22 protein-coding genes and 1 pseudogene are annotated in these 25,743 nt (G+C 59.4%); 18 read left to right on the top strand and 5 right to left on the bottom strand.

Features of this window, described 5'->3' with window-relative positions:
• Nucleotides 1-22: 22 nt before the first annotated feature.
• The gene (locus tag ACX80D_RS01030) at nucleotides 23-901 is read left to right on the top strand and encodes a 1,4-dihydroxy-2-naphthoate polyprenyltransferase (protein WP_459320675.1); all 879 of its coding nucleotides are present in this window, start codon (nucleotides 23-25) and stop codon (nucleotides 899-901) included.
• A 10-nt stretch (nucleotides 902-911) separates the two neighbouring features.
• On the opposite strand, the gene ACX80D_RS01025 is transcribed toward ACX80D_RS01030, so the two are convergent.
• Nucleotides 912-1,232 (bottom strand): DUF4229 domain-containing protein, encoded by a 321-nt coding sequence (locus ACX80D_RS01025; RefSeq protein ID WP_459320674.1) that lies wholly within the window; start codon nucleotides 1,230-1,232, stop codon nucleotides 912-914.
• 83 nt (nucleotides 1,233-1,315) lie between these two features.
• Here ACX80D_RS01025 and ACX80D_RS01020 point away from each other — a divergent pair, with 83 nt between their 5' ends.
• From ACX80D_RS01020 to ACX80D_RS00995, 6 genes are all read left to right on the top strand, one after another.
• On the top strand, nucleotides 1,316-1,750 hold the full coding sequence (locus tag ACX80D_RS01020; RefSeq protein ID WP_459320672.1) for a PLD nuclease N-terminal domain-containing protein: 435 nt from the start codon (nucleotides 1,316-1,318) through the stop codon (nucleotides 1,748-1,750).
• Between the two features lie 117 nt (nucleotides 1,751-1,867).
• Entirely contained in the window at nucleotides 1,868-3,199 is a 1,332-nt protein-coding gene (locus ACX80D_RS01015) for an extracellular solute-binding protein (RefSeq protein WP_459320671.1), read from the top strand.
• 35 nt (nucleotides 3,200-3,234) lie between these two features.
• A complete protein-coding gene (locus ACX80D_RS01010; RefSeq protein WP_459320893.1) occupies nucleotides 3,235-4,164 on the top strand; it encodes a carbohydrate ABC transporter permease in 930 nt (309 codons plus the stop codon).
• On the top strand, nucleotides 4,161-5,003 hold the full coding sequence (locus ACX80D_RS01005; RefSeq protein ID WP_459320670.1) for a carbohydrate ABC transporter permease: 843 nt from the start codon (nucleotides 4,161-4,163) through the stop codon (nucleotides 5,001-5,003). The genes ACX80D_RS01010 and ACX80D_RS01005 overlap by 4 nt, the downstream gene beginning before the upstream one ends.
• A gap of 30 nt (nucleotides 5,004-5,033) precedes the next feature.
• On the top strand, nucleotides 5,034-6,284 hold the full coding sequence (locus tag ACX80D_RS01000) for an ABC transporter ATP-binding protein (RefSeq protein WP_459320669.1): 1,251 nt from the start codon (nucleotides 5,034-5,036) through the stop codon (nucleotides 6,282-6,284).
• Nucleotides 6,285-6,564: 280 nt separating this feature from the next.
• Nucleotides 6,565-7,056, top strand: coding sequence for a DoxX family protein (locus ACX80D_RS00995; RefSeq protein ID WP_459320668.1), 492 nt, complete (start codon nucleotides 6,565-6,567; stop codon nucleotides 7,054-7,056).
• A gap of 343 nt (nucleotides 7,057-7,399) precedes the next feature.
• Here ACX80D_RS00995 and ACX80D_RS00990 read toward each other — a convergent pair whose 3' ends face one another.
• Nucleotides 7,400-9,493 (bottom strand): PhoX family protein, encoded by a 2,094-nt coding sequence (locus tag ACX80D_RS00990; protein ID WP_459320667.1) that lies wholly within the window; start codon nucleotides 9,491-9,493, stop codon nucleotides 7,400-7,402.
• 357 nt (nucleotides 9,494-9,850) lie between these two features.
• On the bottom strand, nucleotides 9,851-11,110 hold the full coding sequence (locus tag ACX80D_RS00985; RefSeq protein ID WP_459320666.1) for an amidohydrolase: 1,260 nt from the start codon (nucleotides 11,108-11,110) through the stop codon (nucleotides 9,851-9,853).
• 172 nt (nucleotides 11,111-11,282) lie between these two features.
• Between ACX80D_RS00985 and ACX80D_RS00980 the strand changes: the two genes are divergently transcribed.
• The 9 genes and pseudogenes from ACX80D_RS00980 (at nucleotide 11,283) to ACX80D_RS00940 (ending at nucleotide 21,597) form a co-directional block, all read left to right on the top strand.
• Nucleotides 11,283-11,411, top strand: a complete 129-nt coding sequence (locus tag ACX80D_RS00980; protein ID WP_459320664.1) for a hypothetical protein — start codon at nucleotides 11,283-11,285, stop codon at nucleotides 11,409-11,411.
• An 81-nt stretch (nucleotides 11,412-11,492) separates the two neighbouring features.
• Nucleotides 11,493-11,657, top strand: coding sequence for a hypothetical protein (locus tag ACX80D_RS00975; protein WP_459320663.1), 165 nt, complete (start codon nucleotides 11,493-11,495; stop codon nucleotides 11,655-11,657).
• Nucleotides 11,623-12,020: pseudogene (locus ACX80D_RS00970) on the top strand (type I restriction enzyme endonuclease domain-containing protein); the annotation flags it as partial. The gene ACX80D_RS00975 and the pseudogene ACX80D_RS00970, both read left to right, overlap by 35 nt.
• Nucleotides 12,021-12,197: 177 nt before the next feature.
• Nucleotides 12,198-13,274 carry a PDDEXK nuclease domain-containing protein gene (locus tag ACX80D_RS00965; RefSeq protein WP_459320662.1) on the top strand — a complete coding sequence of 359 codons (1,077 nt, stop codon included), beginning with the start codon at nucleotides 12,198-12,200 and terminating at the stop codon, nucleotides 13,272-13,274.
• Nucleotides 13,275-13,405: 131 nt separating this feature from the next.
• Complete coding sequence (locus ACX80D_RS00960) at nucleotides 13,406-14,848, top strand: DUF3375 domain-containing protein (RefSeq protein WP_459320661.1); 1,443 nt, start codon at nucleotides 13,406-13,408, stop codon at nucleotides 14,846-14,848.
• The gene (locus ACX80D_RS00955) at nucleotides 14,845-15,540 is read left to right on the top strand and encodes a DUF4194 domain-containing protein (protein WP_459320660.1); all 696 of its coding nucleotides are present in this window, start codon (nucleotides 14,845-14,847) and stop codon (nucleotides 15,538-15,540) included. The genes ACX80D_RS00960 and ACX80D_RS00955 overlap by 4 nt, the downstream gene beginning before the upstream one ends.
• The gene (locus ACX80D_RS00950; RefSeq protein ID WP_459320659.1) at nucleotides 15,537-18,917 is read left to right on the top strand and encodes an ATP-binding protein; all 3,381 of its coding nucleotides are present in this window, start codon (nucleotides 15,537-15,539) and stop codon (nucleotides 18,915-18,917) included. The genes ACX80D_RS00955 and ACX80D_RS00950 overlap by 4 nt, the downstream gene beginning before the upstream one ends.
• The gene (locus ACX80D_RS00945; RefSeq protein ID WP_459320658.1) at nucleotides 18,880-20,136 is read left to right on the top strand and encodes a Wadjet anti-phage system protein JetD domain-containing protein; all 1,257 of its coding nucleotides are present in this window, start codon (nucleotides 18,880-18,882) and stop codon (nucleotides 20,134-20,136) included. Before ACX80D_RS00950 ends, ACX80D_RS00945 begins: the two co-directional genes overlap by 38 nt.
• Before the next feature lie 21 nt (nucleotides 20,137-20,157).
• Entirely contained in the window at nucleotides 20,158-21,597 is a 1,440-nt protein-coding gene (locus tag ACX80D_RS00940; protein ID WP_459320657.1) for a DUF5129 domain-containing protein, read from the top strand.
• Nucleotides 21,598-21,755: 158 nt separating this feature from the next.
• Here ACX80D_RS00940 and ACX80D_RS00935 read toward each other — a convergent pair whose 3' ends face one another.
• A complete protein-coding gene (locus ACX80D_RS00935) occupies nucleotides 21,756-22,754 on the bottom strand; it encodes a 2-hydroxyacid dehydrogenase (protein ID WP_459320656.1) in 999 nt (332 codons plus the stop codon).
• Between the two features lie 6 nt (nucleotides 22,755-22,760).
• Nucleotides 22,761-24,080 carry an MFS transporter gene (locus tag ACX80D_RS00930; protein WP_459320655.1) on the bottom strand — a complete coding sequence of 440 codons (1,320 nt, stop codon included), beginning with the start codon at nucleotides 24,078-24,080 and terminating at the stop codon, nucleotides 22,761-22,763.
• Between the two features lie 197 nt (nucleotides 24,081-24,277).
• Here ACX80D_RS00930 and ACX80D_RS00925 point away from each other — a divergent pair, with 197 nt between their 5' ends.
• The gene (locus ACX80D_RS00925) at nucleotides 24,278-24,481 is read left to right on the top strand and encodes a helix-turn-helix domain-containing protein (RefSeq protein ID WP_459320654.1); all 204 of its coding nucleotides are present in this window, start codon (nucleotides 24,278-24,280) and stop codon (nucleotides 24,479-24,481) included.
• Nucleotides 24,478-25,740, top strand: a complete 1,263-nt coding sequence (locus ACX80D_RS00920; protein WP_459320653.1) for a type II toxin-antitoxin system HipA family toxin — start codon at nucleotides 24,478-24,480, stop codon at nucleotides 25,738-25,740. Before ACX80D_RS00925 ends, ACX80D_RS00920 begins: the two co-directional genes overlap by 4 nt.
• The last annotated feature ends 3 nt before the right edge of the window (nucleotides 25,741-25,743 follow it).

The following is a 25,743-nucleotide window of genomic DNA, read 5'->3' as shown; positions in this document are numbered from 1 at the left end:
TGAGTTCTAAAGGAGTACCGCTGTGGCCACTGTGGGTCAATGGATTGCCGGAGCCCGTCTGAGGACCCTCCCCATGGCAGTGGCTCCGGTCATTATCGGTACGGCTGCGGCCTACGATCTTGGTGCCTTGGACTGGGGTCGCGCAGTTTTGGCCATGCTAGTAGCCTTGCTCCTGCAGATTGGCGTGAACTACGCCAACGACTACTCCGATGGCATCCGTGGCACCGACGAGGTCCGGGTTGGCCCGCTGCGGCTAGTAGGTAGCGGTGTTGCCAAGCCGGCCCACGTAAAAATGGCGGCTTTCACCATGTTTGGGCTGGCCATGCTGGCCGGTTTGGGGCTGGTTCTGGCCTCCAGCGCGTGGTGGCTGCTGCTGGTGGGCGCCGGCGCAGTGCTCGCTGCGTGGGGTTACACCGGCGGTAAGAATCCCTACGGCTACATGGGGCTCGGCGATGTCTTTGTGTTTGTCTTCTTTGGCCCCGTGGCGACCCTGGGCACCACCTTCACGCAGGCCGGTCAGGTGAGCCCGGCGGCAGTGTTGGGTTCTATCGCAACGGGACTGATCGCCGTCGCACTTTTGATGGCTAACAATGTCCGCGACATCCCCACGGATAGCGAAGTGGGAAAGCGGACACTGGCGGTGCGGTTGGGCGATAAGAATGCGCGGCTCAGCTACGTGGTGATGCTGGCACTGTCGGTGGGGCTGATGATGTTCTTGGTGCCTTCCAAGCCATGGATTTTGCTGCTCCTGCTGCTGGTGCCGGCCATGCTGATGCCAAGCTGGCTGATGCTCAAGGGCAAGAAGCGCAAGAGCCTGATCCCGGTATTACAGCAAACAGGACTGATCAACCTCGGCTTCAGTGTGCTCTTTGCCGTGGCCATGGTGCTTACCGCGCTGTAGCCCAGTGTTACTAGTCCAGGTTGGTGCTGCTTGGTTTGCGGTCGGCGTCGATCCAGATGTCGGGGTTCTCATCAACCAGAGCGTCTTCAGCGTCGGCGTCTGCCATGGCCGCAGGTGACTGGGTTGTTGTGGCGTTCGGGGCGAAGGTCTTGGCGACCACCGCGGTTGCTCCTGCGCGCTGCTTGCGCAGGAAGATGAAGCTGACAACGAAGGCGCACAGAGCAGCGATCAGAGCCGCAGTGAGCGGGGTAAAGTTCAGCGCCAGGTAAGCGATGAGGAAGAACGCCAGAAAGAGCACGCCACGGATCAGGGAGTATTTGAAGAAAGCCACGGGCTAAGTTTAGCCGCTGAAGCTGGACGTCTCCCCTTAGCTAAACTAGGGTGCTGATTTTTCTCACACCGGTAGAATGAGGTATGCGCTATATCATTCCAGTGACCATCGGTGTTGTCCTATTTGTGTACGGACTCATTGACTGCATCCGCAGTGAAGCCCGCGACGTACGCAGCATCCCTAAGCCTGCGTGGATTCTGGTGATCATCTTCCTGAACGTCATTGGCGTTGCACTTTGGTTCCTCTTTGGCCGCCCGCGGTATGCCCGTTCAGGTTCGGGCAGCTCCTCCTCCTCCTCCTCGTTTGGCCCTACCTCTTCTGGACAGCGCCGGCCCACCACAGGCGGCACTCCCAAGCGTTCTACCGCGCCCGACGACGATCCCGAGTTCCTGCGCAATCTGGCAGTGAAGAGGGCCCAGAAGCTCGAAGCCGAAAGGCTCCGCAAGCTCAAGGCCGATCTAGACGCCCGCGAAGCCAAACTCCGCGAAGAGCACCCGAACGACGAAACGAAGAAGTAGCCGCGCCGACGCCTCCCATGGCCAAGCGGCCCTCACGCAGCTATGGTGTAAATCACAGTCGGTTACGAATTCCCGCAAAGGGAGTGCGCCGATGGCTGCGTTGGGAGGGAGCGTACTATGCCAGAACCAAGTGCCATGAGGATCCGCGGGGGCGGGAGACGAAGAAGGCTCAGACTCTGGGCTTCGATACTGGCGCTGGGGATTGGCGCAACCGTATTGCCCGGCTGCGCGCCAGCTGATGGCGTTCCAACTCTGACGTGGTACATCAACCCGGACGACGGCGGTCAAGCCGAACTGGCCAAGGTTTGCACCACAGCGGCAAACGGCGAATACCGGATCGAAACCTCTCTTTTGCCTAAGGATGCTGCCGCTCAGCGTGAACAGCTGGCTCGCCGCCTTGCTGCCGGCGACTCATCGCTAGACATTATGAGCATTGACCCGCCGTTCATCCCCGAACTGGCCGAGCCTGGTTTTCTGGCGCCGATACCTGAAGACGTGGCCCAACGGGCCAGTAAAGACGTCCTGGATGGCGCACTGGCGGGGGCTACCTGGAATGACCAACTGGTAGCTGTTCCCTTCTGGGCCAACACCCAAATCCTGTGGTACCGCAAATCCGTCGCCGAAGCCGCAGGTTTGGATATGAGCAACCCGGTTACTTGGCAACAGATCATGGACGCCGCAGAGACGCAAGATAAATATCTGGGGGTCCAGGGCTCCCAAGCGGAGTCCATGACCGTATGGATCAACGCGCTTATTGAATCCGCGGGCGGCCAAATTCTGCAGAACCCTGGAGCCCCGGCTAATGAGATCCAGCTCGGGCTGACCACGCCCGAAGGCGAAAAGGCCGCGGAAATAATTGGCACCATTGGAAAGAAAAATCTGGGCGGTCCGGGTCTTCCCACATCAACAGAAAATGATTCCATGATCCTCTTCCAAGGGGATAAAGGATCCTTTATGGTCAACTATCCCTTCGTCTGGCCCGCCACGAATGCGGCTGTGAAGGCAGGAAGCGTTGACCAAGCAGTCCTCGATGACATTGGCTGGGCCCTCTATCCTCGGGTCGACGCCGAGACAGACACGGCCCCTCCACTGGGCGGAATCAATTTGGGAGTTGGCTCCAAGAGCCAAAACAAGGACCTCGCTTACCAGGCGATTGAATGCATCACCTCCCCGGAAAATCAGGCCACGTATTTTGTGACCAACGGTAATCCGCCCTCAAATTCCACCGCCTATGACGATCCGCGGGTGGAAGAACAATTTCCTATGGCTCCAACCATCCGCGAATCGCTCCAGCTCGCCGCACCCCGGCCGCAGACTCCGTTCTACAACGAAATCTCCACGGGACTACAGCAGCGGTGGACTCCACCCTCAGCGGTGGATCCGGCAACGACTCCACAGAATTCCCAAGATTTCATCCTTGCTGTACTTAGGGGGGAAAGGCTGCTGTGAGCACCTCAATCAAAGAATCTAAGGGCGCACAACCGGTGCGTCCCAAACGCCACCGCTCGCATTTGAGCGACCGAGCCAAGTCCGAGCGAAGGCTCGGCTGGTATCTCGCCGGGCCAGCCTTCATCGTGATGCTGGCCGTAACCTTGTATCCGATCCTCCAAGCCTTTTGGGACTCGCTGTTCTCCCTAAGACTGACAGCTCCTGATGACAAGGCGTTCATTTGGTTCGCCAACTACATCACCGTTCTTTCGGATCCTGTCTGGTGGCGGGACCTGGGCGTCACAGTCCTGATCACCATCATCACCGTGGTGATCGAGCTGATTCTGGGCTTCGCCCTGGCGCTGGTGATGGACAAGGCGATCAAATCCCTGCGCGGTCTGCTGCGCACGGCCATCCTCGTCCCGTACGGCATCATTACTGTCGTCTCGGCCTACGCATGGTTCTACGCCTTCGACATCAACTCCGGCTACGTCAATCATTGGTTCAGTTGGATCCCGGGGGTTAATACGGACCTGAACTGGTTCGCTGAATTTTGGCCGTCGCTCTTCGTCATCATGGCGTCAGAAATCTGGAAAACCACCCCGTTCATTTCGTTGCTTCTGCTAGCTGGCTTGGCACAGGTGCCAAGCGAACTCACCGAGGCTGCTCAGGTGGATGGGGCTACATGGTGGGAACGTTTCCGCAAGGTCATTGTTCCCAATATGAAGGCGGCCATTATGGTTGCTGTCTTGTTCCGCACCCTGGACGCCTTCAGGATCTTTGACAACGTCTTCATCATGACCAACGGGGCCCATGGCACCGAGGTACTGTCCCTGCTGGCCTACCGAACGTCCATCTCCCGGCTGGAAATTGGGCTTGGCTCATCCATCTCAGTGCTTTTGTTTGTGTGTGTGCTGATTATTTGCTTTGTAGCCATCAAACTTTTCAAAGTGGATCTCGCCGGAACGCAGGGAGGCAAGTCATGACCAGCGGAAAACAGAAGATCATTTGGTCAGTTATCGCCGTACTCGTGCTGATTTACGCGCTATTTCCCGTGGCATCTATTCTCTCCACCTCGTTCAAGGCACCCAGCGATCTCACATCAGGAAAATTCCTTCCCAGCTCAGGTGCCGGAACTTTGGAGAATTACGAACAAATACTGATCGGCGATGCGCAGGGACTTTTCCTCTCTGCATTACGCAACTCGATCGGGATCGCGTTGATTGCAACCTTCATCGCCGTAGTACTAGCCACCTTGTGTGCCTACGCCATTGCGAGACTAGACTTTCCCGGCAAGAAGATTGTGTTGACCACCGCGTTGGCCGTCTCAATTTTTCCGGTCATCTCGATCGTCACCCCGCTATTCAACCTGTGGCGCAACATTGGCCTCTATGACACCTGGCTCGGTTTGATCATTCCCTACCTGTCCCTGACTTTGCCCATCTCAATCTGGACACTGGCAGCATTCTTCCGCCAGATTCCTTGGGAGCTGGAACAGGCAGCACAAGTGGACGGGGCCACCACATGGCAGGCATTCCGCAAAGCGATAGTTCCACTAGCCGCACCCGGAGTCTTCACCACGGCGATCATTGCCTTCTTCATCGCCTGGAATGACTTTGTGTACGGCATATCCCTCACCTCCACGGAAACAGCTCGCACAGTCCCGGCAGCACTGGCATTCTTCACCGGCGCATCCCAGTTTGAAGCGCCCACGGGAGCCATCTCCGCCGCGGCCATCATCGTGACCATACCCGTGGTCTTGTTGGTACTGCTTTTCCAACGCCAAATTGTCTCAGGCTTGACCCAGGGCGCCGTCAAGGGCTGAAACCCTTACTCACAGAATAGGATCGCGAGCATGGCTGCTATCACCCTCAAAAATATCGTCAAAAAGTACGGGGACGGTTTTCCGGCAGTGAACGATGTCAGCATAGACATTGCCGACGGCGAATTTGTCATCTTGGTAGGCCCCTCCGGCTGTGGCAAGTCCACCATTTTGCGCATGATCGTGGGCTTGGAAGACATTACCTCCGGAGAATTGTTGATTGGCGGACAACGCGCCAATGACAAGGCTCCGCGTGAGAGGAATCTTGCCATGGTCTTCCAGAACTATGCGTTGTACCCGCACCTCACCGTGTATGAAAATATTGCGTTCCCCTTGCGCTTGGCCAAGGGAAAACACAAGGAGGAGGATGTCCACCGACTTGTCACAGACGCTGCATCCATGTTGGAACTTACCGATCATCTGCAACGCAAACCCGCCAACCTATCCGGTGGACAACGCCAACGGGTCGCTATGGGCAGGGCCATTGTGCGCCAGGCGGACGCCTTCCTTTTTGATGAACCGCTCTCAAACCTGGACGCCAAATTGCGTGGGCAGATGCGCTCAGAAATTTCTCAGATGCAGCGCCGGCTGGCCACTACATCGGTCTATGTCACGCATGATCAGACCGAGGCCATGACTCTTGGTGACAGAGTGGCCGTACTTAAGAAGGGCGAGCTACAGCAGATAGCCTCACCGCGTGAGCTCTACGAACAGCCTGTTAACTTGTTCGTGGCTGGTTTCATCGGCTCTCCCTCAATGAATTTCCTCCCGGCAAGCCTGGAGGGAAACATTTTGACCACGGCCATCGGGGATATTGAAATTTCTCCTGAGAAAGCGGACAAGGGCAGAGACCGTCCAGTGTTGCTGGTGGGGTTACGTCCGGAGTTCTTCGAGGACGCTTCATTGGTAGAGGAGCACAAGCTTCACCACGGCTCCACATTCACTGCTGAACTGACCCACACCGAGTGGTTGGGGAATGAGCAGTATGGATACATTAACTTCGATCCGGCACCTGAAGTCCGGGAAATGCTCAACAGCTTGGCCCGTGACATGGACGCCGATGAACTGCGTCCTCAAGTGGTGGTGACATTGGATGCCGCCAGTAAGATCCGTGGCGGGCGTCCGGCAGAGCTATGGCTGGATACGCGCCGGTTGCACCTTTTCGATCCAAAGACGGGGGAAAATCTGACCCTCGATGCAGAAGAGGGAGCCCGATTGACGGCGGAGGCCAATGCCGAACGAGCCGAAGAAATTGATTCGGCACGGCAGGAAGCAACAACCTGAAGGCATCAGCCTGTGTGATATTTATGTAGTTCACCGATGAGGCCTGCACCACATTGTTTTTGTGGTGCAGGCCTCATCAGTGAACAGCGTCTACCCAATCACGCAGGTTCCCCGGGAGGATACGAGACCCGGCGGCGCCACCTTCCAAGAAAAGCAAGCATCCGAAAGGTATTAATCATGAACGCTCTATACACTGCCGACGCGCTTCCGACCGGTCATGGGAGGGAAGGCAAGGTCTCTACCTCGGATGCAACCTTCAACGTCACCTTGTTGGTGCCCAATGACTGATCACGGCAAGTCATTCTTAGCACGACTCGTGGCGCCGTCGGGACGCACATCCGCGGGACGCACGATCGGTCGTCTAGCACTGGGGGCAATGCTTGCCTTCGCCGGCGTCAGCCATCTGACGGTCGCCCGCGAGGAATTCCAGGCGCAGGTCCCAAAGTTCGTACCACTTGATGCCGACCTGGTTGTCGTAGCCTCCGGCATTGTCGAGATCACCCTTGGTGCCGCGCTGATATTGCTCGCGAGGCGGCGTGTCCCTGTGGGGTGGGTGGTGGCACTGTTCTTTATCGCCGTCTTCCCCGGGAACATCGCCCAGTGGCTGAATGCGCGCGACGGCTTTGGGCTTGATACCGACGCCAAGCGCCTGGTGCGACTTTTCTTCCAGCCAGCACTCATCGCGGTGACTCTGTGGTCAACCGGCGCTTGGAAAGACAGGCCCCGCGTCTCCTCGCCACGCTCCGACGCCCCTCAGACCGGCCGAAAGTAACCACGGAGGCATTCTTTTCCTTCGACACTCTGACTAGCCATCCACTTTCAAAAACTGCACCAAAGCCGGACTATCAAGCACTAATGCACCCCTGTCACGACGAAAAGGCAACACAGAGAATCCTCAAGGGTGGTGTGACTCATGCGATTGGAGACACGGTGGTTGCGAGAAACCACGTCTTGGTCAAACCCATCGCCCAACCCAGGGGATGGTGAAGCGGGCGGCGAGCTTCGAAGTTCTACCTAAGCGGAAAATCAAAGGGCTCTGCCCAACGTGAGTCACGCAGAACGGGACCTGGCCACAAAAGCTAGGTCCCGCCGTCGTACTTCAAAAGGTGATGCTGTTAGCGCTTGCCCTTACCCTTGCCCGAATCCTTCGGGAACACCTGGATCACCGAGGGGCGGGGCGCACGCACCTCGCCGCGCCTCGGGGTGGCACCCGCAGCAACGTAGTCCGGGAAGTGCGAGGTGTGCGCCCCGTATGTGCCATCCTCGCCCGGGTGCTGCACGGCAACGTAGACCATGGATTCATCGTCGTGAATGATGGGTCCGCAGGTCTCGGCATCGCGCGGCATGGAGGCGAACTGCTGCACGTTGCCGCGGTTAGTACCCTCAAGACCCACCTTGAAGAGACCATCGTTGTAGCCAATGACCCCCGGGGCGCCATCGGTGGAGATCCACAAGTTGCCTTGGGTATCGAACGCCAAGTTATCCGGGCAGGAAATGGGGCTAACCTGATCAACCGGGAAGCCGCTGAAGTAGGTGGTTGAGTTCGTGGCAGGGTCACCACAGAGCATCAGCAGGTTCCATTTGAACGTGGTTGCCGTGGAGCCATTGCGACGCTCGGTGATTTCCACAATGTGACCATCGCGGTTCTTGGTGCGCGGGTTTGCCTCATCAGCAACTGCGTTGGCACCGACTCCGCGGTTGGTGTTGTTGGTGCAGGCCACGTAGACCTTGCCCGTTTTCAGGTTCGGCTCAACATCCTCGCAGCGGTCCATCTTGGTAGCGCCAGCCTTGTCCGCGGCCAGGCGGGTGTAGACCAAAACTTCCTGAACGCTCATGCCATCAATAGCACTCTTGCCGTTGACCACCAGTGGCAACCACGTGCCGGAACCATCAAATGCACCATCGGCCGGGACCGTGCCGGAACCGTCAATCTCGGCAGCCGAATCACCGGTGAACCGAGCTGCGTAGAGATCGCCCTCGCTCAACAAGGTCATGTTGTGAGCCTTGTTGTTCTTCTTATACTTGTTCTTGGAGACGAACTTGTACAGGTAATCGAAGCGCTCGTCATCGCCAGAGTAGGCAACTACCTTGCCGTTATCGGCGATGATGATGTTGGCGCCTTCATGCTTGAAACGGCCCATGCTGGTGTGCTTCTTGGGGACCGAGTTGGGGTTTTCCGGATCAATTTCCACAATGTAGCCGAAGCGGTTGGGCTCGTTGCGGTAGTCATCGCCGCGAGCGTCAAAGCGGGGATCCTCCAGCTCCCAACCCATGCCGGTGGACCTGTCGCTCAGGCCGTAGCGGCGGTCACCATCGCTGGTGCCTTCGGTGCGGAAGAAACCGTTGAAGTTTTCCTCACCAGAGAGAATGGTGCCCCAAGGGGTGGTTCCGCCGGCGCAGTTACCCAAGGTTCCTAGAACAAAGCGGCCTTCGGGATCTGCCGCCGTCTTCACGAGATCAGAGCCTGCTACCGGGCCCGTCAGCTCAAACTTGGTATCGAGGGTGATGCGTCGGTTCAGCTTGCCACCGCGAATGTACTCCCACGGCTCCCCCTTCATATCGCGCTCCAACTCGACCACGCTCATGCCCACGGCGTTGCGGAAGATGTTGCGACGCTGCGCTTCCTCAGCTGCGTTGGCTGGTGCGGCCGGGAACATGATCTGCGGATTCGCGTACTCATGGTTGGTGACGAGCAAGCCCTTTTTGCCATTGGGCTGGCGGAGAATTTCCAGATAGTCATTGTTGTAACCGAACTGGCCAGCCTGTGACTCTGCGGTTTGGTTGGCGAAGTCAAAATCTGTCGATTCATTGAACAGCGGATCGCCCCAGCGGATGATCGGTGCCCAGGTGTAGCCCTCGGGAACGTTGAACGCGTCGACGGCGGCGTCCACCGGCTTGATCGGGGCGAACGCGAGCTTGCCGTTCTTGGCGTTTCCGTTGCCGTGGCCGTTGTTGCCGTGGCCGTTTCCGCTATTGACGTGGCCATTGCCCTGGGCCATCACGGCCGTGCTGAGCACGCCGGCCAAGCCGATGCCCATCGCCGAACGGCGTGAGAACTCCGTGGAGACAATGTCGCGGAAGTAATTGTTGGTGGAGGTGTTGCACACGGCCTTGGAACAAGCATTGTCGCACTTGAGCTGGCAGGTGACGGCACTGCGCTTGCCCCGCGTATGGCCGAGCATGGGCAAAAGCTTCTTCAAGTCATTCATGGCAAATCTCCCTAACGTGGATGCGATGCAGCCACTGTGGCAGGGCTGGGCGACGAGTTGGCTGGGATCCGCTGAACGGCAGGTTAATAGGATGCGAACCATGAACTATGAACTATGGCCGGAGCAGAATCCCCCAAACCCTTGCATACTCCATGGCACCCTGCGAGCGCCCAAAACTAGGCCAAGCAACCATGTCCAGCGGCCTAGGAGCAGCCAGCTACTTAGGACCTATGAGCCAGCCCGCGGGTCCGGCCGCTACCTTCGAGCCTCCGTCACCTGCCACATGCGGCTTGCCCGCTGTTGATCTTCAAGGACTGACTTAACTCAGCCGTGCCAAATTTATCGCAGTGCTGGAAGTCAGCTCTCCTTGGCGAGGTACGCGAATGCAGCAACAACCTGCGTCTGAGTGGCCACACCGAGCGTGGGATCCACTGCGGGAGCGAAGAATGGTGAGTGGTTCCCCGGAATATCTTGGGCCACCGTCCCCTTTTCCACGGCCGCGCGGTAGATCTCCGGCGGTACCGATCCAACCGTCCAGTAGGTATAGGGAATGCCGAAGGCGTCCGGCAGCCTGCTGAAATCCTCCGACGCCGTCGCCGGGGCAGTTTGGTAAACCATTCCGGGTTCAAAGTGCTCGGTGAAAGCTGCCGTGACCTTCGCATTCACCTGCGCATCGTTGGTGGTCAGCGGGTACTGATCGTAATACTCAAACTCGGGTTCCTTAGGTGATCCGGAGGCGGCGCATTCGCCGCGCACAATCCGCTCGATCGAGGCAATGACGCGCCCACGCGACTCGGTGTCATAGGTGCGGATGTTCAGCAGCAAGACGGCGCGGTCGGCGATGATGTTTGATTTGGTGCCGGCGTTGGAGGCGCCCACTGTGACCACAGCAAACTGGCCGGGCATGGTCTCGCGCGAGACGATGGTCTGCAGCTTCATCACAATAGAGGCGGCCAGCACCACCGGGTCCACGGAATTGTGCGGCATGGACCCATGGGCGCCGCGCCCGTGGACGGTGATTTTCACGGAGTCACCGGCAGAGAGGATGGGCCCGGCCGTGGTGCCAATGGTGCCTGCCTCGGTAGCCATCACATGCTGTGAAAGCGCGACGTCGGGCCGGGGCACCTTGGTGAGCAATCCGTCGTCGAGCATGGCACGGGCACCGGCGGCGGTCTCCTCGGCCGGCTGAAACAAGGCAATGTAGGTCCCGGACCAGGAGTCGCGCCCGTCCGCCATCAGCTTGGCCGCGCCGAGTAGCGCGGTGACGTGGACGTCGTGACCGCAGGCGTGCATGACGCCCACCGTTGAACCGTCGGTGTCCTTGCCGATGGCCGTGGAGGCATAGTCCAGACCGGTGGCCTCGGTAACGGGCAGCGCGTCAATGTCGGCACGGGCCAACACGCATGCGCCGGTGCCGTTTTCCAGGACCCCGACAACTCCGGTGCCGCCGATCCGCTGGACCGCGAAACCGAAGCTAGTGAGCTTTTCTTCGATGGACTGGGCGGTGGCAAACTCCTGAGAGCTCAGTTCCGGATGTTGATGCAGGTGCCTATAAAACTCACGCTGCCAAACGAGTTCTTCATCCAACGCTGCGAGAACCGCTTTGACGTCTGACATGTGTCTACCTCACTGTCCACCGGGATGCTTCGCTGCGCTTGAGCAACAGAGCCAGCCCGCGATTGTCACGGTAGCCGTTGCAGCTGGGAGTGTCCAGATGGGGTCCAGACTTCACAGCCTGAATCGGCCCCGTGGCCCGAAGAACTATTCACGTTCACACGACAATTGAAAATTGGACCGGCCATTCAAGGGCGCCCTGCTCATGCAGACCCTGGCCCGCGTGAACCAAACCGACCGCGCCAAGAAGCCTGCTGGCAAGAACATTGACGAAGCCATCGGGGCATGGTCCATGAATTTGTAGCACAGTTGCGCCAAATCCTCGCCGGGGCACGATTGGCGGGCCACACTGAGCACGCGTGGGCCAAAAGCGTTCCTCAACGCCATGTGGGGAGCAGTGGATTACCTGAGGGACCCGCTGACGGTGGGGAACGCCGTCGTACCTTCCTCTGCTGCTTCTTCTACTTCCTCCGCGGACGACGCCGGAATTAATTGCCAAGGCGCAGAAGGCGAGGAATCAGCAGCTGTCCTCGGCGGAGATCATTGCTGAGCTGGTGGAACTGGCGCGCGAAGTTGCTGCCGAGGCTGATCGTGGCAAAACCTTTGACCGCCGCTGGGCACGGATGAGCTGGCGTTCTTCGATGCGGTGGCCGAGAACGAATCGTCGGTGGAAATTCAGGGCAAGGGTGTACTGGCGGAGATTGCGCGTCAGCTGGTGAAGATCATGCGCCGGGATGTTCGCACGGATTGGACGGTGCGTGAAGACGTTCGGGCCAAACTGCGTTCCTATATTAAGCGGTTGCTGGTCATGAATGGGTACCCGCCGGACAAGCAGCCGGCCGCGATCAAGTTGGTCATGGAACAGATGAAAGCCATGGCACCGCTGTATGCGGAAGAACGGAGCAACGCCTAAGCATGCCGGCGAACTCCCAACTCCCAAGAAAGTTGGGAGTTCATTGGGAGTTGGGAATTTTGGCCCCAACACGACGCCTCTAACACCTCTAAAGTGCAGCTGCTGGAGCAACAATGTCGGACCCTGCAGGTAGCTTGCAAACATAGGAAGGCTGCAGAATTCGAAAGAGGTTTGCTCATGTCACCGAAGAACGATTCCAACGAAAATGACGCCAGTTTCCCGTCGACGCCAGCACGAACTTTGATGCCCGATTGGTATCCGGACATGCTGGCGTCCGTTTCCGGCAAGGTTTCCGCCGGCCGGATCCGGGCTGTCACAGCCGTCAACCAAGAACTTGTTGCCACGTATTGGGCGATCGGCAATGATTTGCTGGAACGTGAGGCCTCGGACGGATGGGGCTCAAAAGTGGTGGGACGCCTTGCGGCAGATCTCAGGGAACAATTTCCAGATACCCGCGGATTCTCCCCACGGAATCTCCGCTACATGAAATCTTTCGCTGCAGCATGGCCCAAGGACTCAATGTTGCAAGCGCCGCTTGCAACATTGCCTTGGTACCACCAGATCGCACTTCTGGAGAAGCTCAGCGATTCCCCCACACGCATCTGGCATGCAGCTGCCGCCGTCGAACATGGCTGGTCACGCAATGTCCTGGTACACCACATCGAGACCCGCTTGCATGAGCGGTCGGGACAAGCCATCAGCAATTTCAACACAGTTCTGCCTGCTGCGGATTCAGATCTTCTGCAACAAGCCATGAAGGATCCCTATGTCTTCGACTTTGTGTCCATGACGGATCGGCACAACGAACGCGAGCTTGAAACTCAACTGGTTGACCACGTGGAGAAATTTCTGCTGGAACTGGGACAAGGTTTCGCCTTTGTTGGCCGACAGTTCCGTCTGGTCATTGGCGGAGACGAATTTTTTGCTGACCTGCTCTTTTACAATTTCCGGCTGCGCAGCTTTGTGGTCATTGAGCTCAAAGCCGGCAAGTTCGACCCCGGTTACCTTGGACAATTGGGGTTCTACATGTCCGCGGTGGACGACTTGCTGGCCCACCCTGATGACAAACCAACCGTTGGGTTGCTGCTGTGCAAAACGAAGAACAATGTGGTGGCTGAATACGCACTGCGGGGGTACAGCTCACCCATTGGCGTGGCCGAGTGGAAAACTGAGATCATGGGGTCGCTGCCCGAGGAATTCACTTCCAGCCTGCCGAGCATAGAACTGTTGGAAAAGGAGTTGGGCGAGGGCTGAGCACAGCCATCGATTAAACGGACGGAGCCAGCCGTACACACCCCGGTTGTGAACCGGTCATCGATGCTTGTTTGTCGGCCACGGCGTCTACGATTACTAGTGAAGCAATTGCCCCGTTGGGAGCCACGGACATGGACTATTTTTCAATCAACTCGCTGCGTGAGAACCACGCCGGTTGGTCTTTGTTGCGTGCCCAGCATGCGCCGCTGGCCCTGACGTTTTTCATGACCGCCTTCACCGAACCCAACCAGCGAAATCTGGGCCGCCAAGACCTGATTGACGTCCTGGATGATGTCCTGTTCAGCCTGCGTGATTCCCTCGGTGAGGATAAGTTTCCGCGCTCGGCCGGTGAGTACCTTGACGACTGGGCTGAACCGGCCAAGGCCTGGCTGCGCAAGTTCTATGCCGATGGCCGCGACGAGCCTGTCTACGATCTCACGGCGTCCACTGAGGACGTGATCCGTTGGGTCGAGTCGCTGCAGGGCCGTGATTTTGTGCCAACCCAGTCCAGACTCTCCAGCATCTTCAACTTACTCAAGGCTCTGGTCCACGGATCCGAAACGGACCCGGAGGCCCGGCTGGCTGAGCTCCAGCGCCAACGCGATGACATTGACACCCAAATGGAACAGATCCGCTCCGGCACCATTCCGGTCATGACCGATCCCGAAGCCGTGGATCATTTCCACCAGCTCACCTCCCAGGCCAAAGACCTGCTCTCCGATTTCCGCGAAGTTGAGAGCAACTTCCGCAAACTCGACCGCAACCTCCGGGAACAAATATCCCAGTGGGAAGGGGGGCAGGGCGATCTGCTGGAGTCCATCTTTTCCTCCCAACAGGACATCAGCGGCTCGCTCCAAGGCCGCACCTTCCAAGGTTTCTGGGACTACCTCATGTCCCCGCAACTACGCAACGAACTCCACGAGCTGCTGGAACGGGCCACCAACATCAAGGCCCTCGCCACCGAAGAAGGACTGACATCCATCACCGGCATGCAACGCGACTGGCTACCGGCAGTGGAACAAACTCAGTCAACCGTCCGCCAGCTCTCCGCCCAGATCCGGCGGTTGCTCGATGACAAGGTGTTCCTGGAAAACAAACGGATCATGGCGTTGATCCGCAATGTGGAATCCGGTGCTGTTGCCGTCAGGGACACCCCGCCAACCGGCAACTTTTCCGAGTTGTCAGGACACGAAGTGCCCGTTGCCTTACCTTTTGAGCGGCCCCTGTATGAGCCCAGCCGGCAGGTCGCCATCAACGACATCGTCAACATTTCAGAGGACCTGGATGTTGATGCCCAAGCACTTTTTGACCAGTTCCATGTTGACCCGCAGCGCCTTGAAGCCAATATTGCCGGAGTCCTTGCCGGCGCCGAACGGGCCACCCTAGCGGATATCACCGATGCCTTCCCGCTCAGCCAGGGCTTGGCAGAAATCGTCACATACTTCCAGCTCGCCACGGAGTCACCCGAAGCCGTCATTGACCCGGAATCCACCCAAACCCTGTCCTGGACACTCCCCGATGGCGGCCTCCGCGAAGCCACCATCGAGAAAATCATCTTTGTGAGGCCCACATGAGCACTTTCCCTCTCGACACCACTGAGGAGCCGGACACGTTGGACGGCCTCGACGCTCCGGCCCGCACTCCGGATGGCCTGCCTCTGGTGGTGACCAAGTTGTTCAAGGGTGTGCTGTACCGCGAAAGTGATGAGCGGCTGTGGCAGCGGCTCATGGAACTCTCCGCCCAAACCCGGGATTATGTTGCCGTGTTGGGCCTAGAGCTGGTGCTCGATGACAGTGAGGGCTATGCCTTTCTGCGTTCCAGTCCCACGGCCGACGCCGATCTGCCGCGTCTGATCCCGCGCCGCCAGCTCACCTTCCATGTCTCCTTGCTGCTGGCGTTGTTGCGCGCCCGGCTCGCCGAGTTCGATCAGCAGAACAGTGAAACCCGCCTGATCATGACCACGGAACAAATTGCCGATATGGTCTCCGTTTTCCTCCCCGCGACCAGCAACGAGGCCCGCATCCAGGACCAGCTGGCCAGCAATATCAAGAAGGTCACCGAACTGGGCTTTTTGCGCAAGCTGCGCGGACAAGACAACAGCTACGAGGTGGCCCGCATTCTGAAGGCCTATGTGGACGCCCAGTGGCTGGAAGAATTCGATGCCCGGCTGGCCGATTACCGGGCCACGCTGGAAGGCGGGGTATCCGCCGTCGGACGTTCCACAGGAAAGTCTGCAGCCACAACAGCAAAGGCGGCCACCGCATGAGCGCCCAAGCCCAAACCGGCCTTTTCAGCCTCGATGACCTGAGCATTGACGACGCCGGAACTCGCCCAGGATTCCGTCTGCACCGTCTGGAACTGCTGAACTGGGGCACGTTCAATGCCAAGGTGCGCACCTTCCAGATGGACGGGGAGAACAGCCTCCTCACCGGTGACATTGGCTCGGGGAAGTCCACGGTGGTGGATGCCATCACCACGCTGCTGCTGCCCGCCAACCGCATTGAATACAACAAGGCGGCGGGCGCGCAAAAGAAGGAACGCTCGCTGATGTCGTACGTGCGCGGCTTCCACAAGAGCGCCCGCAGCGGTATTGGTGATGCCTCGCGCCCAGTGGCGTTGCGCGGGCCCGGCAGTTATTCGGTGGTGCTGGGCGTCTTCCACAACGCCGCATTGGACAAGACCATCACGCTGGCCATCACGCTCTGGGCCACGCAGGAGGCAGGGCAGCCCACCCGTTTTTACTCCATCGCCGAAGGGGACCAGTCCATCAAGGACGCGTTCTCCGACTTTGGCGCCGATATGGCCAAGCTGAAACGGCGGCTGCGGGCCGAAGGCGTGGCAATTTTTGACGTCTTTGAGAAGTACGGTGCTGCGTTCAAGCGACACTTCGGCATTGGCTCCGCGCAGGCCATGGATCTGTTCCACCGCACGGTCTCCATGAAGCAGGTGGAGAACATCACCCACTTTGTGCGCACCAACATGCTGGAGGAGGACGATGTTGAAACCCGCATCAAGAACCTGCTGCACCACTTTGATGACCTGAAGAAGGCCCACAATGCCGTGCTCCGCGCTAGGGACCAGATCCGCATGCTGGAACCGGTCCGCGACAACGCCGCCCGGCACGCCAAACTGACCGTTGACTACAACAGTGCGCACGGGCAGCGCGAACAGCTTTCCCCGTGGTTCACCAGCCGGAAACTGGAACTGAGTGAAGCGCACCTGCTGGAATTAGAGCAGGCCGCCGCGAAACTAGCGGAACGCCAAAAAGCGTTGACGGCTGAAGTGGGGCGGCTCAATCTGGAGCTGGCCGATCTGCGCGACGATATTCGCAACAGCGGCGGCGGCCGGATCGCCGCCATCGAGGGCGAGTTGGCCCGGCTGTCCATCGAATCCGATGCCCAGCGCGGCCGCTATAGCTCCTACGCCCAAGCCGCCGAGGTATTGGGACTGTTTGATCCCGAAGATCAGGTGGTTTTCGATGCCAACGCCGCCGCATTGCCTGGGGTGGAAAAGCACCTGATCGAGGCCAATACAGAGCTGCAGGAGAAGCGCACTGCCCTTGACCGGCAACGCTCCGAGGCCGCCGAACAGGCTACCGGGCACAAGGACGAACTCAAGAGCCTGTTGAACCGCGCCAATCTGCTGCCCGGATGGCTGATTGCCCTGCGAGAACGGCTCTGCCAAGGCACTGGCCTTTCAGCATCCGAGCTACCGTTTGCCGGCGAGCTGCTGAAGGTCCGCGATTCCGAATCCGCCTGGGAAGGCGCCGCGGAGCGCACTCTCCACGGCTTTGCGCTCTCCTTGCTGGTGACCGGAGAGCAGTACTCCGTGGTCAGCGACTGGGTGGATTCCAACAATTTGCGCGCCCGCTTGGTCTACTTGAAGGTCCCGGACACCTCATCTCCCCGCCCCTTAGTGGCCGGGACACTGGCCGCCAAGATGACCATCAAACCGGGCACCCCGCTGCGGGAATTTCTGCTCGAGGAGCTGGGCCGCCGCTTTGACCACCAATGCGCCGACACCATGGCCGAATTCCGGCGCCACCCGAAGGCGCTGACCATCAACGGTCAGCTCAAGAGCGGTGGTGGCCGCCATGAGAAGGATGACCGCAAAGCACTCACCGACCGCTCCAGCTATGTGCTCGGCTGGGACAACCATGACAAGATCGCCCGGCTGCGTTCCGCCCTGGAACAGGCAGAAGGGCAGGAGCGCGCCGCAGCCGATGGCTTGGGGCGAATCGATACTCAGATCGGCAAGCTAGGGCGCCAGCAACAACACATCGGCATGGTCAACGCCGTCGGCAGTTTCAGCAGCCTGGACTGGCGCAGCACCGTGCGAACCATGGAAAATCTGTCTGCCGAAAAGGTGGTGTTGGAGTCCTCCAGCGACATCCTGCGCGAACTCACCGAGCGGGAGGCCGCTTCACGGCAGCGGCTGGAAACCGCCGCCAAGAAGCAGGCTGATTTGGCCGAGCGCAGGGGTGCCGCCAAGAACAGCATCCAGGCCATCACCGAGCAGATCGCAGATTGCCGCGAGTTTCTCACCGAGGCGCCATTGACGTCCGACGCCGGCTTGCTGGCTCAGCTGGGCACGCTCGCCACGGCGGCGTTGGAATCAGACTCCCTGACGTACAAAAACACAGCCAAGGTTGAAAGCAAGGTCCGGGTCCGGCTTACGGCCAAAATCGATGCCCTTAATGGGCAGGTGCTGCGGGCCTCGGAAACCACCATCCGGTTCATGGCTGATTTCCGCAACAAGTACCCGGCCGAGACCACTGATCTGGATGCCTCATTGGAGGCTGCCGGGGAGTTCAACAAGATTCTGACGCAGTTGGCGGAGAATGACTTGCCCCGTTTCGCAGAACGGTTCAAGGAATCCCTGACACAAAACACCATCCATGAGATCGTGGCCTTCAATGCGTTTCTGGATGCCCGCAAGCAGGACATCGTCTCCCGGATAGGTGAAATCAACGAATCGCTGGCCCGCATTGAGTACAACCCGGGACGGCATATTCAACTCGAGCCGCAAGCCACCGGGGACCCGGAAGTCCGTGAATTCGGCACCGATCTGCGGGCCTGCTCTGAGGGAAGCATCGGCGCGCAGGAACAGTATTCCGAGCAGAAGTTCCTGCAGGTTGAGGCACTGGTGGAACGCTTCCGAGGCCGCGAGGGGCGCACCAGTCTCGATGAGCGATGGACCGCCAAGGTCACCGACGTGCGCAATTGGTTCACGTTTTCTGCTTCTGAAAAGTGGACCGAGACCGGCGAGGAGCATGAGCATTTCACTGATTCAGGCGGCAAGTCCGGTGGGCAAAAGGAGAAGCTGGCGTACACCATTTTGGCTGCCGCCCTCGCGTTCCAGTTCGGGATCGCTGCCGGTCCCGGCAACCAGCGCAGCTTCCGCTTTGTGGTCATTGACGAGGCCTTCGGACGTGGATCGGACGAGTCCGCCAAGTACGGCTTGGAACTGTTCAAGCGCCTGAAACTGCAGCTTCTGATTGTCACACCCCTGCAAAAAATCCACGTCATAGAGCCGTTCGTCGCCAATGTGGGTTTCGTGGCGAATGAAACCGGTGCCGATTCACAACTACGCAACATGAGCATCCATGAATACCGCGAAGAACGGGACAAGCGTGGTCGTTAAAGTTGCGGGGGACGTTGAGACACCTCACTGGAGCACCCCCAAGAACATCTGGGACGCAGTACTGCGTGCGTGGGAACGCGGTGACCTGCTGCGCGAGGCGAGCACGCCCACTGGCGTCTATCCCCGCCGCCGGGCTCTCAAGCGTCCCAATGCCACCCAGCTGCGCACGTACTATGCGCAGGCAGCAGCCTGGGCGGCACTGTGGGATCCAGCTCCGGCGGGCTGTTCCGTGGAGCGAATTTCCGTCGGCGCCAACACCATCGGGGCGAACCTGCTGCCTGCGGGCGTTATGTTTGCCACAGCAGCCGATGAGATCGAGTTTTTGGGGATGAGTCGCGAGGCCACCCGTTTCGCTGAACTGGCGGCACGCGTGACTGGCATCGATGCGAGACTCGCGCAATGGACCCAGGATCGGCCGTTGGAGGTGCTCCGCAACGGTGAGAACACGCTGACCGCGGCGCGGGTGGCCGTCTGGCTCGCGGCAAACCCGACTCCCGGTATCTACCTGCGGCAACTGTCGCTACCGGACGTCCACACGAAGTTTGTGGAAAACCATCGCCGGCTCATTGACGAGATGCTGGCTGCGCTGGCACCCGAGCGTGACCTGACCGGCAGGAACTACGCGCGCCGACACGGCTTTTTGGCCGCCCCGGACAGGGTTCGGGTGCGCTATCTGGATCCCGCCTTGACACCCGCCGCGGGCATGGACGACGTTGAAATGACCGCCAGCGCCTTCGCCGCCCAGCCTTTGAAAGTTGACCGGATCATCACCACGGAAAATCTAGTCAATTTCCTGGCACTGCCCCCGGCACCACGGACCCTCGCTGTTTTTGGTGGCGGTTACGGCTTTGAAGGCATCCGGGACACTGTCTGGCTGAAGGACGTTGAGGTGTTGTATTGGGGTGACATTGACACCCACGGTTTCCGCATCCTCGATCAGCTGCGCTCCCACCACCCCCATGTGCAAAGCATCCTGATGGATGAGGAGACGCTGCTGGCACACAGCGATTTTTGGGGCCGCGAAGAAACCCCCAGCCATGCGGTACTGAACCATCTGACCCCGGATGAGCACGCAGTCTATGTAAATTTGCAACAGGGAAAGTACCGGCGCCTCCTGCGTCTTGAACAGGAACTCCTGAATTGGGAGTATGTGCTGGAAAGGCTCGTGGACCATCCCGTGCCTAGCCCTACGCCGTCGTCTAACTTGCCATCTGCATAGTTTCAGTGGTGGTCTGGACCTATGCAAAAGCTATTGGGGATTCTGGCATTGACACTTCTAACCGTGCTCGGCGTTGCGCCGGCCGCACTGGCGGATACTCCCACGGACATCGTGGTGAAGGATACCGCGGAGGTGTTGTATCAGCCGCAGTTGCTGCCAGCGCTTGAGGAGATCGATTTCCATTCCCCCACCACCGTGGCGATCTACACGCGCAACGGTGATTATAGCGACAACTTCAACGAGGAAGTCCTGCGCTATGCCCGGGCCAACAACCCTGAATGGATCAGCGCCGATGGTCAAAAATGGGCCGATGGGCTGTTCATCTTTGCCTTCGATCCGCAGGGACGCCAAGTAGGCACGTACATGGGTGAGGACCGGAAGGTGTCGCTGGCAAAGCGTGAAGCCATCCAGGAATCCGTGAAGGATTTGTTTCGGGAAGCCCAGTGGACCGATGGCACCATCGCTGGCGTGAAGAAGGCCGCCAAGCTGATCAACCAGCCGTGGTATCAGTCGGCAGCTTTCATCATCACAACTAGCGTCGTAGGCGGCGTAGCTCTTTTGGGGTTTGGTGCCCGAGCAGTCGTCCGCAGCAAGAACCGCTCCAAGGCGGCCGAGCATCTCCAGCGAGGCGACGTAGGATTTGCCAGCGTCAGCCTGGCTCTGGACACCACGGAACTGAACGCCAAAACCATCCCGGATTCCTCCACCTATGGTGCTCTCGTGCTGAAAAAGTACCGTGACTTCAGTACCCGTTACAACGAAGCCAGTGTCCTCAACCAACAGGTCCACGCCTTCACTCCAAAGGAATTATCCAAGAGCGCCAACGTGAAGATCGTGGGAAAGTACGCTGATCTCGCCGAGGAATTAGACAGTCTGGACGATGTCATTGGCGACACCAACACCCTTCTGAACCGCTTTTCTGGGTGGGAGGGCGCATGGGATCGGCAGTCGCAGCCACTGCTTGATGACCTCAACCAACTGCCAACACTAGTCAGCCAGCGAGAAGCCAAGGGTCTACCCACCACCCTCGCTCTAGAATCCCTGCACGCCCAGAAGACAAGCGAGCTGCAGCATCTGGGAGCATCTTTTCAAGAAGGAAAGCTCTCACCCGAAGAGGCTCTCGACCAGTTGCGGGAACTTCGAAAAGAGCTGACGGCCGTGCTGCAAAAGCACTCGGACGCCATGATTGAAAAGTTCGCGAAGACCAGTTCCGAAAAATCGCAAATGCGTTTGGCCATGGATGTCAGCCGCAAGAGCGCCTACCGCAGCAGTTCACCTACCATCCTCGGATCGGTCTATGGCTGGAGTGCTTTCTACTCGGTGCCTTCCTTCAGCACCGGCTACTCCACCGGCCGGAGTCAGGTGAAAACCGCCCGCAGCAACTCCAGTTCCGGCAGTAGCTCCGGCTACGGTTCCAGCGGCGGCAGCTTCTCAGGCTCCGGCAGCTCATCGCGTTTCTAGGCTAAATCACCGAATCCCCCTTGACGCTCTTGACGCTCTCGCAGCAATGGCTGCTTTTTCGTGAACGCTAGTGCAGTCCCGCAGAGGAATTGCACTAGCGTCGGGAGGAAACCCACCATTGCTGCGCTAGCGTCGGGAGGAAACCCACCATTGCTGCGCTAGCGTCGGAAGGGGAGGGCCTCGGGGTTGACCGGGTTCGGCGGGAGTTCACCCTTGGCCATAGCGATCGCATTCTCCGCCGCCATCACTGCCATCTTGGCCCGGACGGGTCCCGTTGCGCTGCCAATATGAGGCAGCAGCACAGTGTTGGGAAGTTCGGCCAGGCCGGGGGCAAGCGCCGGTTCGTTCTCGTAAACATCTAGTCCCGCGCCAGCAATGGTGCCCTCGCGCAAGGCTGTCACCAGAGCCTTCTCATCCACCACTGGGCCGCGGGCTGTGTTGATCAAGACCGCGCCCGGTTTCATGGCCGCCAGCACAGAAGCATCCACCAGATGTTTGGTGTCCTGGGTCAGAGGAACGTGCAGGGACAGGAAATCAGCCTGTGCCACCACTTCCTGCCACGGCAACTGGCGCACTTTACCGGCCAAGTCGCCCAACTCATCATCGGTAACAATGCGCTCCGCGGGCGGACGCGGTGAGAACACCACCTCCATGCCAAAGCCCAACGCTCGGCGGGCCGTGGCCCGGGCGATCCGGCCAAATCCGGCCAGCCCCAGCACCTGCCCCGAGACGTCACTGCCAATCATCAAATCCGGTTTCCACCCGCCAAATTCGCCGGCACGGACCAGTGCATCAGCTTCCACAACTCGGCGAGCCGTGCCCAGCAGGAGCAGCAGGGCAATATCGGCAGTGGCGTCGGTAAGGACACCGGGGGTGTTACCGACCAAAATGCCGCGGGCGGTAGCAGCAGCCACATCAATATTGTTGAACCCTACGGCGTAGTTGGAGATGCCCCGTAGCTTGGACTCGCTCAGCAGTTCCGCGTCAATAGTGTCAGCCAATTGGGACACCAGCACGTCATAATCACCGCTGGCACAAAGGGCACGCAGTTCCGACGTGGTCGGGGTTCTCAGCAATACGGTGAGCTCACCGGCGTCGCTCATTAGGCGCAGACCAGCCTCTGGGATGCTTTCAGTCACTAAGAATCGAAGGTCCATTCCTGCTTACTCCTTGAGGTTGACGGCGAGTTCCGTGGGAGCCTGATCAATGGGTTCCGCGGCAGAATCTTCAATGTATCGTTTGGCGTTGATCATGACGGCACCGGTCATCATGACCGCCATGCAGACACCGAGCATGGCGAAGGATGCGGTCCAGGATCCAGTGGCCTCGTGGATGGTGCCGAAGAACAGGGGTGCGATCCCAGCTCCCGCGTAGCCCACGCCCTGACTAAAGCCGGACAAAACCGAGGAACCGTGAGTTGTCCGCGAGCGCAGATTCACCATGAGTAGTGCCGTAGCGAAGGTGCCCTGACCCAGTCCGGAGAATGTCACCCACAACCAGGTCCCGTCCACGGGCGAGAAGTACAGGCCCAGATGTCCCGCGGCCCAGAACAACGCGAAGAGGCTGATGGCCACTATAGGGTTCTTCATGCGCGGCACCCAGAGCGGGACGAGCAAGCTCACCGGCAGGCCCAGGATGGCAAAGTAGGCCAGCGCCGTACCCGCCGTGGCAGCATCGAGCCCCTGCCCGGAAAGGTAGGGCGGCAGCCACGTGAAGTAAACATAAGTTTGGGCCGAGTTTCCGGCCAAGAAGATCGCCAACCCCCAAGCCACCGGAGAACGCCACGGCCGCAACTTCGGCGTAGCGCTGGAACCCGCAACGGCATCGGCCCTGAGGTGGGCTGCCTGCCCGCCAGGACCAGAGCCCTCAGGGTCAGAACCGCCGGGGCCAGCACTACGCTCCTTGCGATCCCGGACAAACTGGATGATCCAGGGCAGCAGCACCAACAAGCTCACCGAGGCCCACATGCCAATCGACACCCGCCAATTGGTCAGGCCTGCCACCGGGACAGCCAGCTGCGGACTGATCGCGGTACCCACGGACAGCAGTGTCACATACCCGGCCGTAACTACGCCCACCCGGTCAGGGAAGTACTTCTTCACCAGCGGCGGCAGCACCACGTTGCCAATGCCATAGCCAGCCATGACCACGGCCGTGAACCCCAGAAACGGCGAGACCTGATCAGTGGCGGAGCGCGCCACTTGCCCCAGCACAGCAAGAACGACGGCGGCTACCAAGGCCTTTTCGAGCCCGTACCGGCGGATCAAAACAGGGGTCAGCAGCCCGAAGAACGCAAACATCAGCGGCGGCAACATGGCCAGCAGACCTGTTGATCCGGCGTCGAATCCCAGCTCTCCGCTGAGCTCTCCGAGCAATGGCGGCACCACAGAAACAGCGGTGCGCAGGCTTAACGCCATGACCATGATGCCCAAAAGTGCGCCGATGCGACCTGTCCACGGACGTTTCAGTAGAAAATTGCTCACCGCTCAACCCTAGTCAATGGCGAGCAACTCCCCGACCGCGCCCGTTTCCAAAACACGGCACCCTCCCCCTAATTATTCTGCAAGATCATGCACAAAAACGGCCCTATGGGCTTAGGATGGAGCCACAGGCCGCCCTCTGGTCTGCGGGCTCGGATCCGTTGGAACTCAGTGACAAGTGCGGGAAAGTCGGAATCACCATGAACGTTGTCGAATTAGGTGCAGCCTTGCGGGCTAGGCGCCGGTCCTTGAACCTGACACAGAACGAGACCGCCGATCTCGCCGATATCTCCACTCGCGTACTGAGCGATCTGGAAAATGGGCGCGAAACCGTCCGGCTGGATATCCTGACCGCCGTGGCCGGCGCCCTCGGGATGAGCCTGACGCTCGCGGTGACCCGATGAAGAACCTCGACTACGCCAAAGCAGTCACTCGGGCTGTTATTTACAAACGCGGGATAGCCGCGGCCACGCTGACCCGGCAAGCTGGTCTGGGCGTGGTCTTCGCTTACCTGCCGGAATATCTGGAAGCCGGCGGACCCAGCATCGCCTCCACCCTGCCGGCGCTGGATGTCGCCGTCACGTTCAGCCATGGCAGCGTGCCGGCGTTCTTCGCAGGACTGCTGCCCGAAGGCGAGCGTCTAGCCAAGCTGCGGTGGGCCGTAAGAACCACCATGGACGACGAATTCTCTCTGCTCGTGGCCGCCGGTGAGAACCCGCTGGGCGATGTCCAGATTGTCGCCGCAGGGCAACAGCCCGAGACCATCCCCTCTCTGCTGACCGTCACCAAGACCATGGACGACATCAACTTTGCCGACTTTGCCGCGGTCCCTGGCCCCGTTGATCTCTCAGTTCTGCCCGGTCTGCAGGACAAGGTCACCGCTTCCTACCGCCACGACAAGGACCCTTCCCGCGCCTACATCCTCAAGTTCAACGACGGCAGCCATCACCGCCAGGTCGAGACCGAACATCTTTTGCTCACCAAGGCACGTGGGCTATCCATCCCTATCGCCGATGCTCGTTTGGTGTACGACGGCGTTGGCCAAGCTGCGCTACTCGTCTCCCGTTTTGATCGGTCCCCCAGTGGGCCCTTAGCGGTGGAGGACGGCGCCCAACTATTAGGCCTAGGACCGAGCCGTAAGTATGCGGTGCCCAGCGAAGCTGTCGCAGCCGCCGCCATCAGCATGTGCTCATCGCAAGCCCTGGCTGCCAGAAATATTTTCTTACAGTTCCTCTTTGCCTGGCTCACAGGCAACGGCAACCTCCACGCCAAGAACATCTCCGTAGTGCAACACCCCAGCGGCGAATGGCTCGTGGCTCCTGCCTATGATCTGCAGTGCACGCTGGCCAGCGAAATTGAGCAAGGCTTCGCAGCAGGCGTTCCCGGCGGCATCCTCACCGAGCTCATCGACGGCGATCCCTCACGTGATCCGGGTATGGCCCTGCCAGTGGGCGGTAGCGCAGGCAGTCGCACGGGACTGAACCGCAACGATTGGCTACGATTTGGCCGCTCTCTGCACATCCCCGAAAGACTCGTAATAAAATGCATCGACAAGGCCCTGTCCGCCTCCTTGATGACCACAGCGGAGTTGCCGTTTGAGCGGCACGTAAGTGCCGCCGTCGTCCGTGTCTTGGGTATTCGGCGAGAATCAATCCAACGATAGCCA

The organism is Arthrobacter sp. Sr24, from assembly GCF_054511175.1.
The sequence above is the reverse complement of the archived record's forward strand: the minus strand, read 5'-3'. Positions and strand labels throughout refer to the sequence as shown.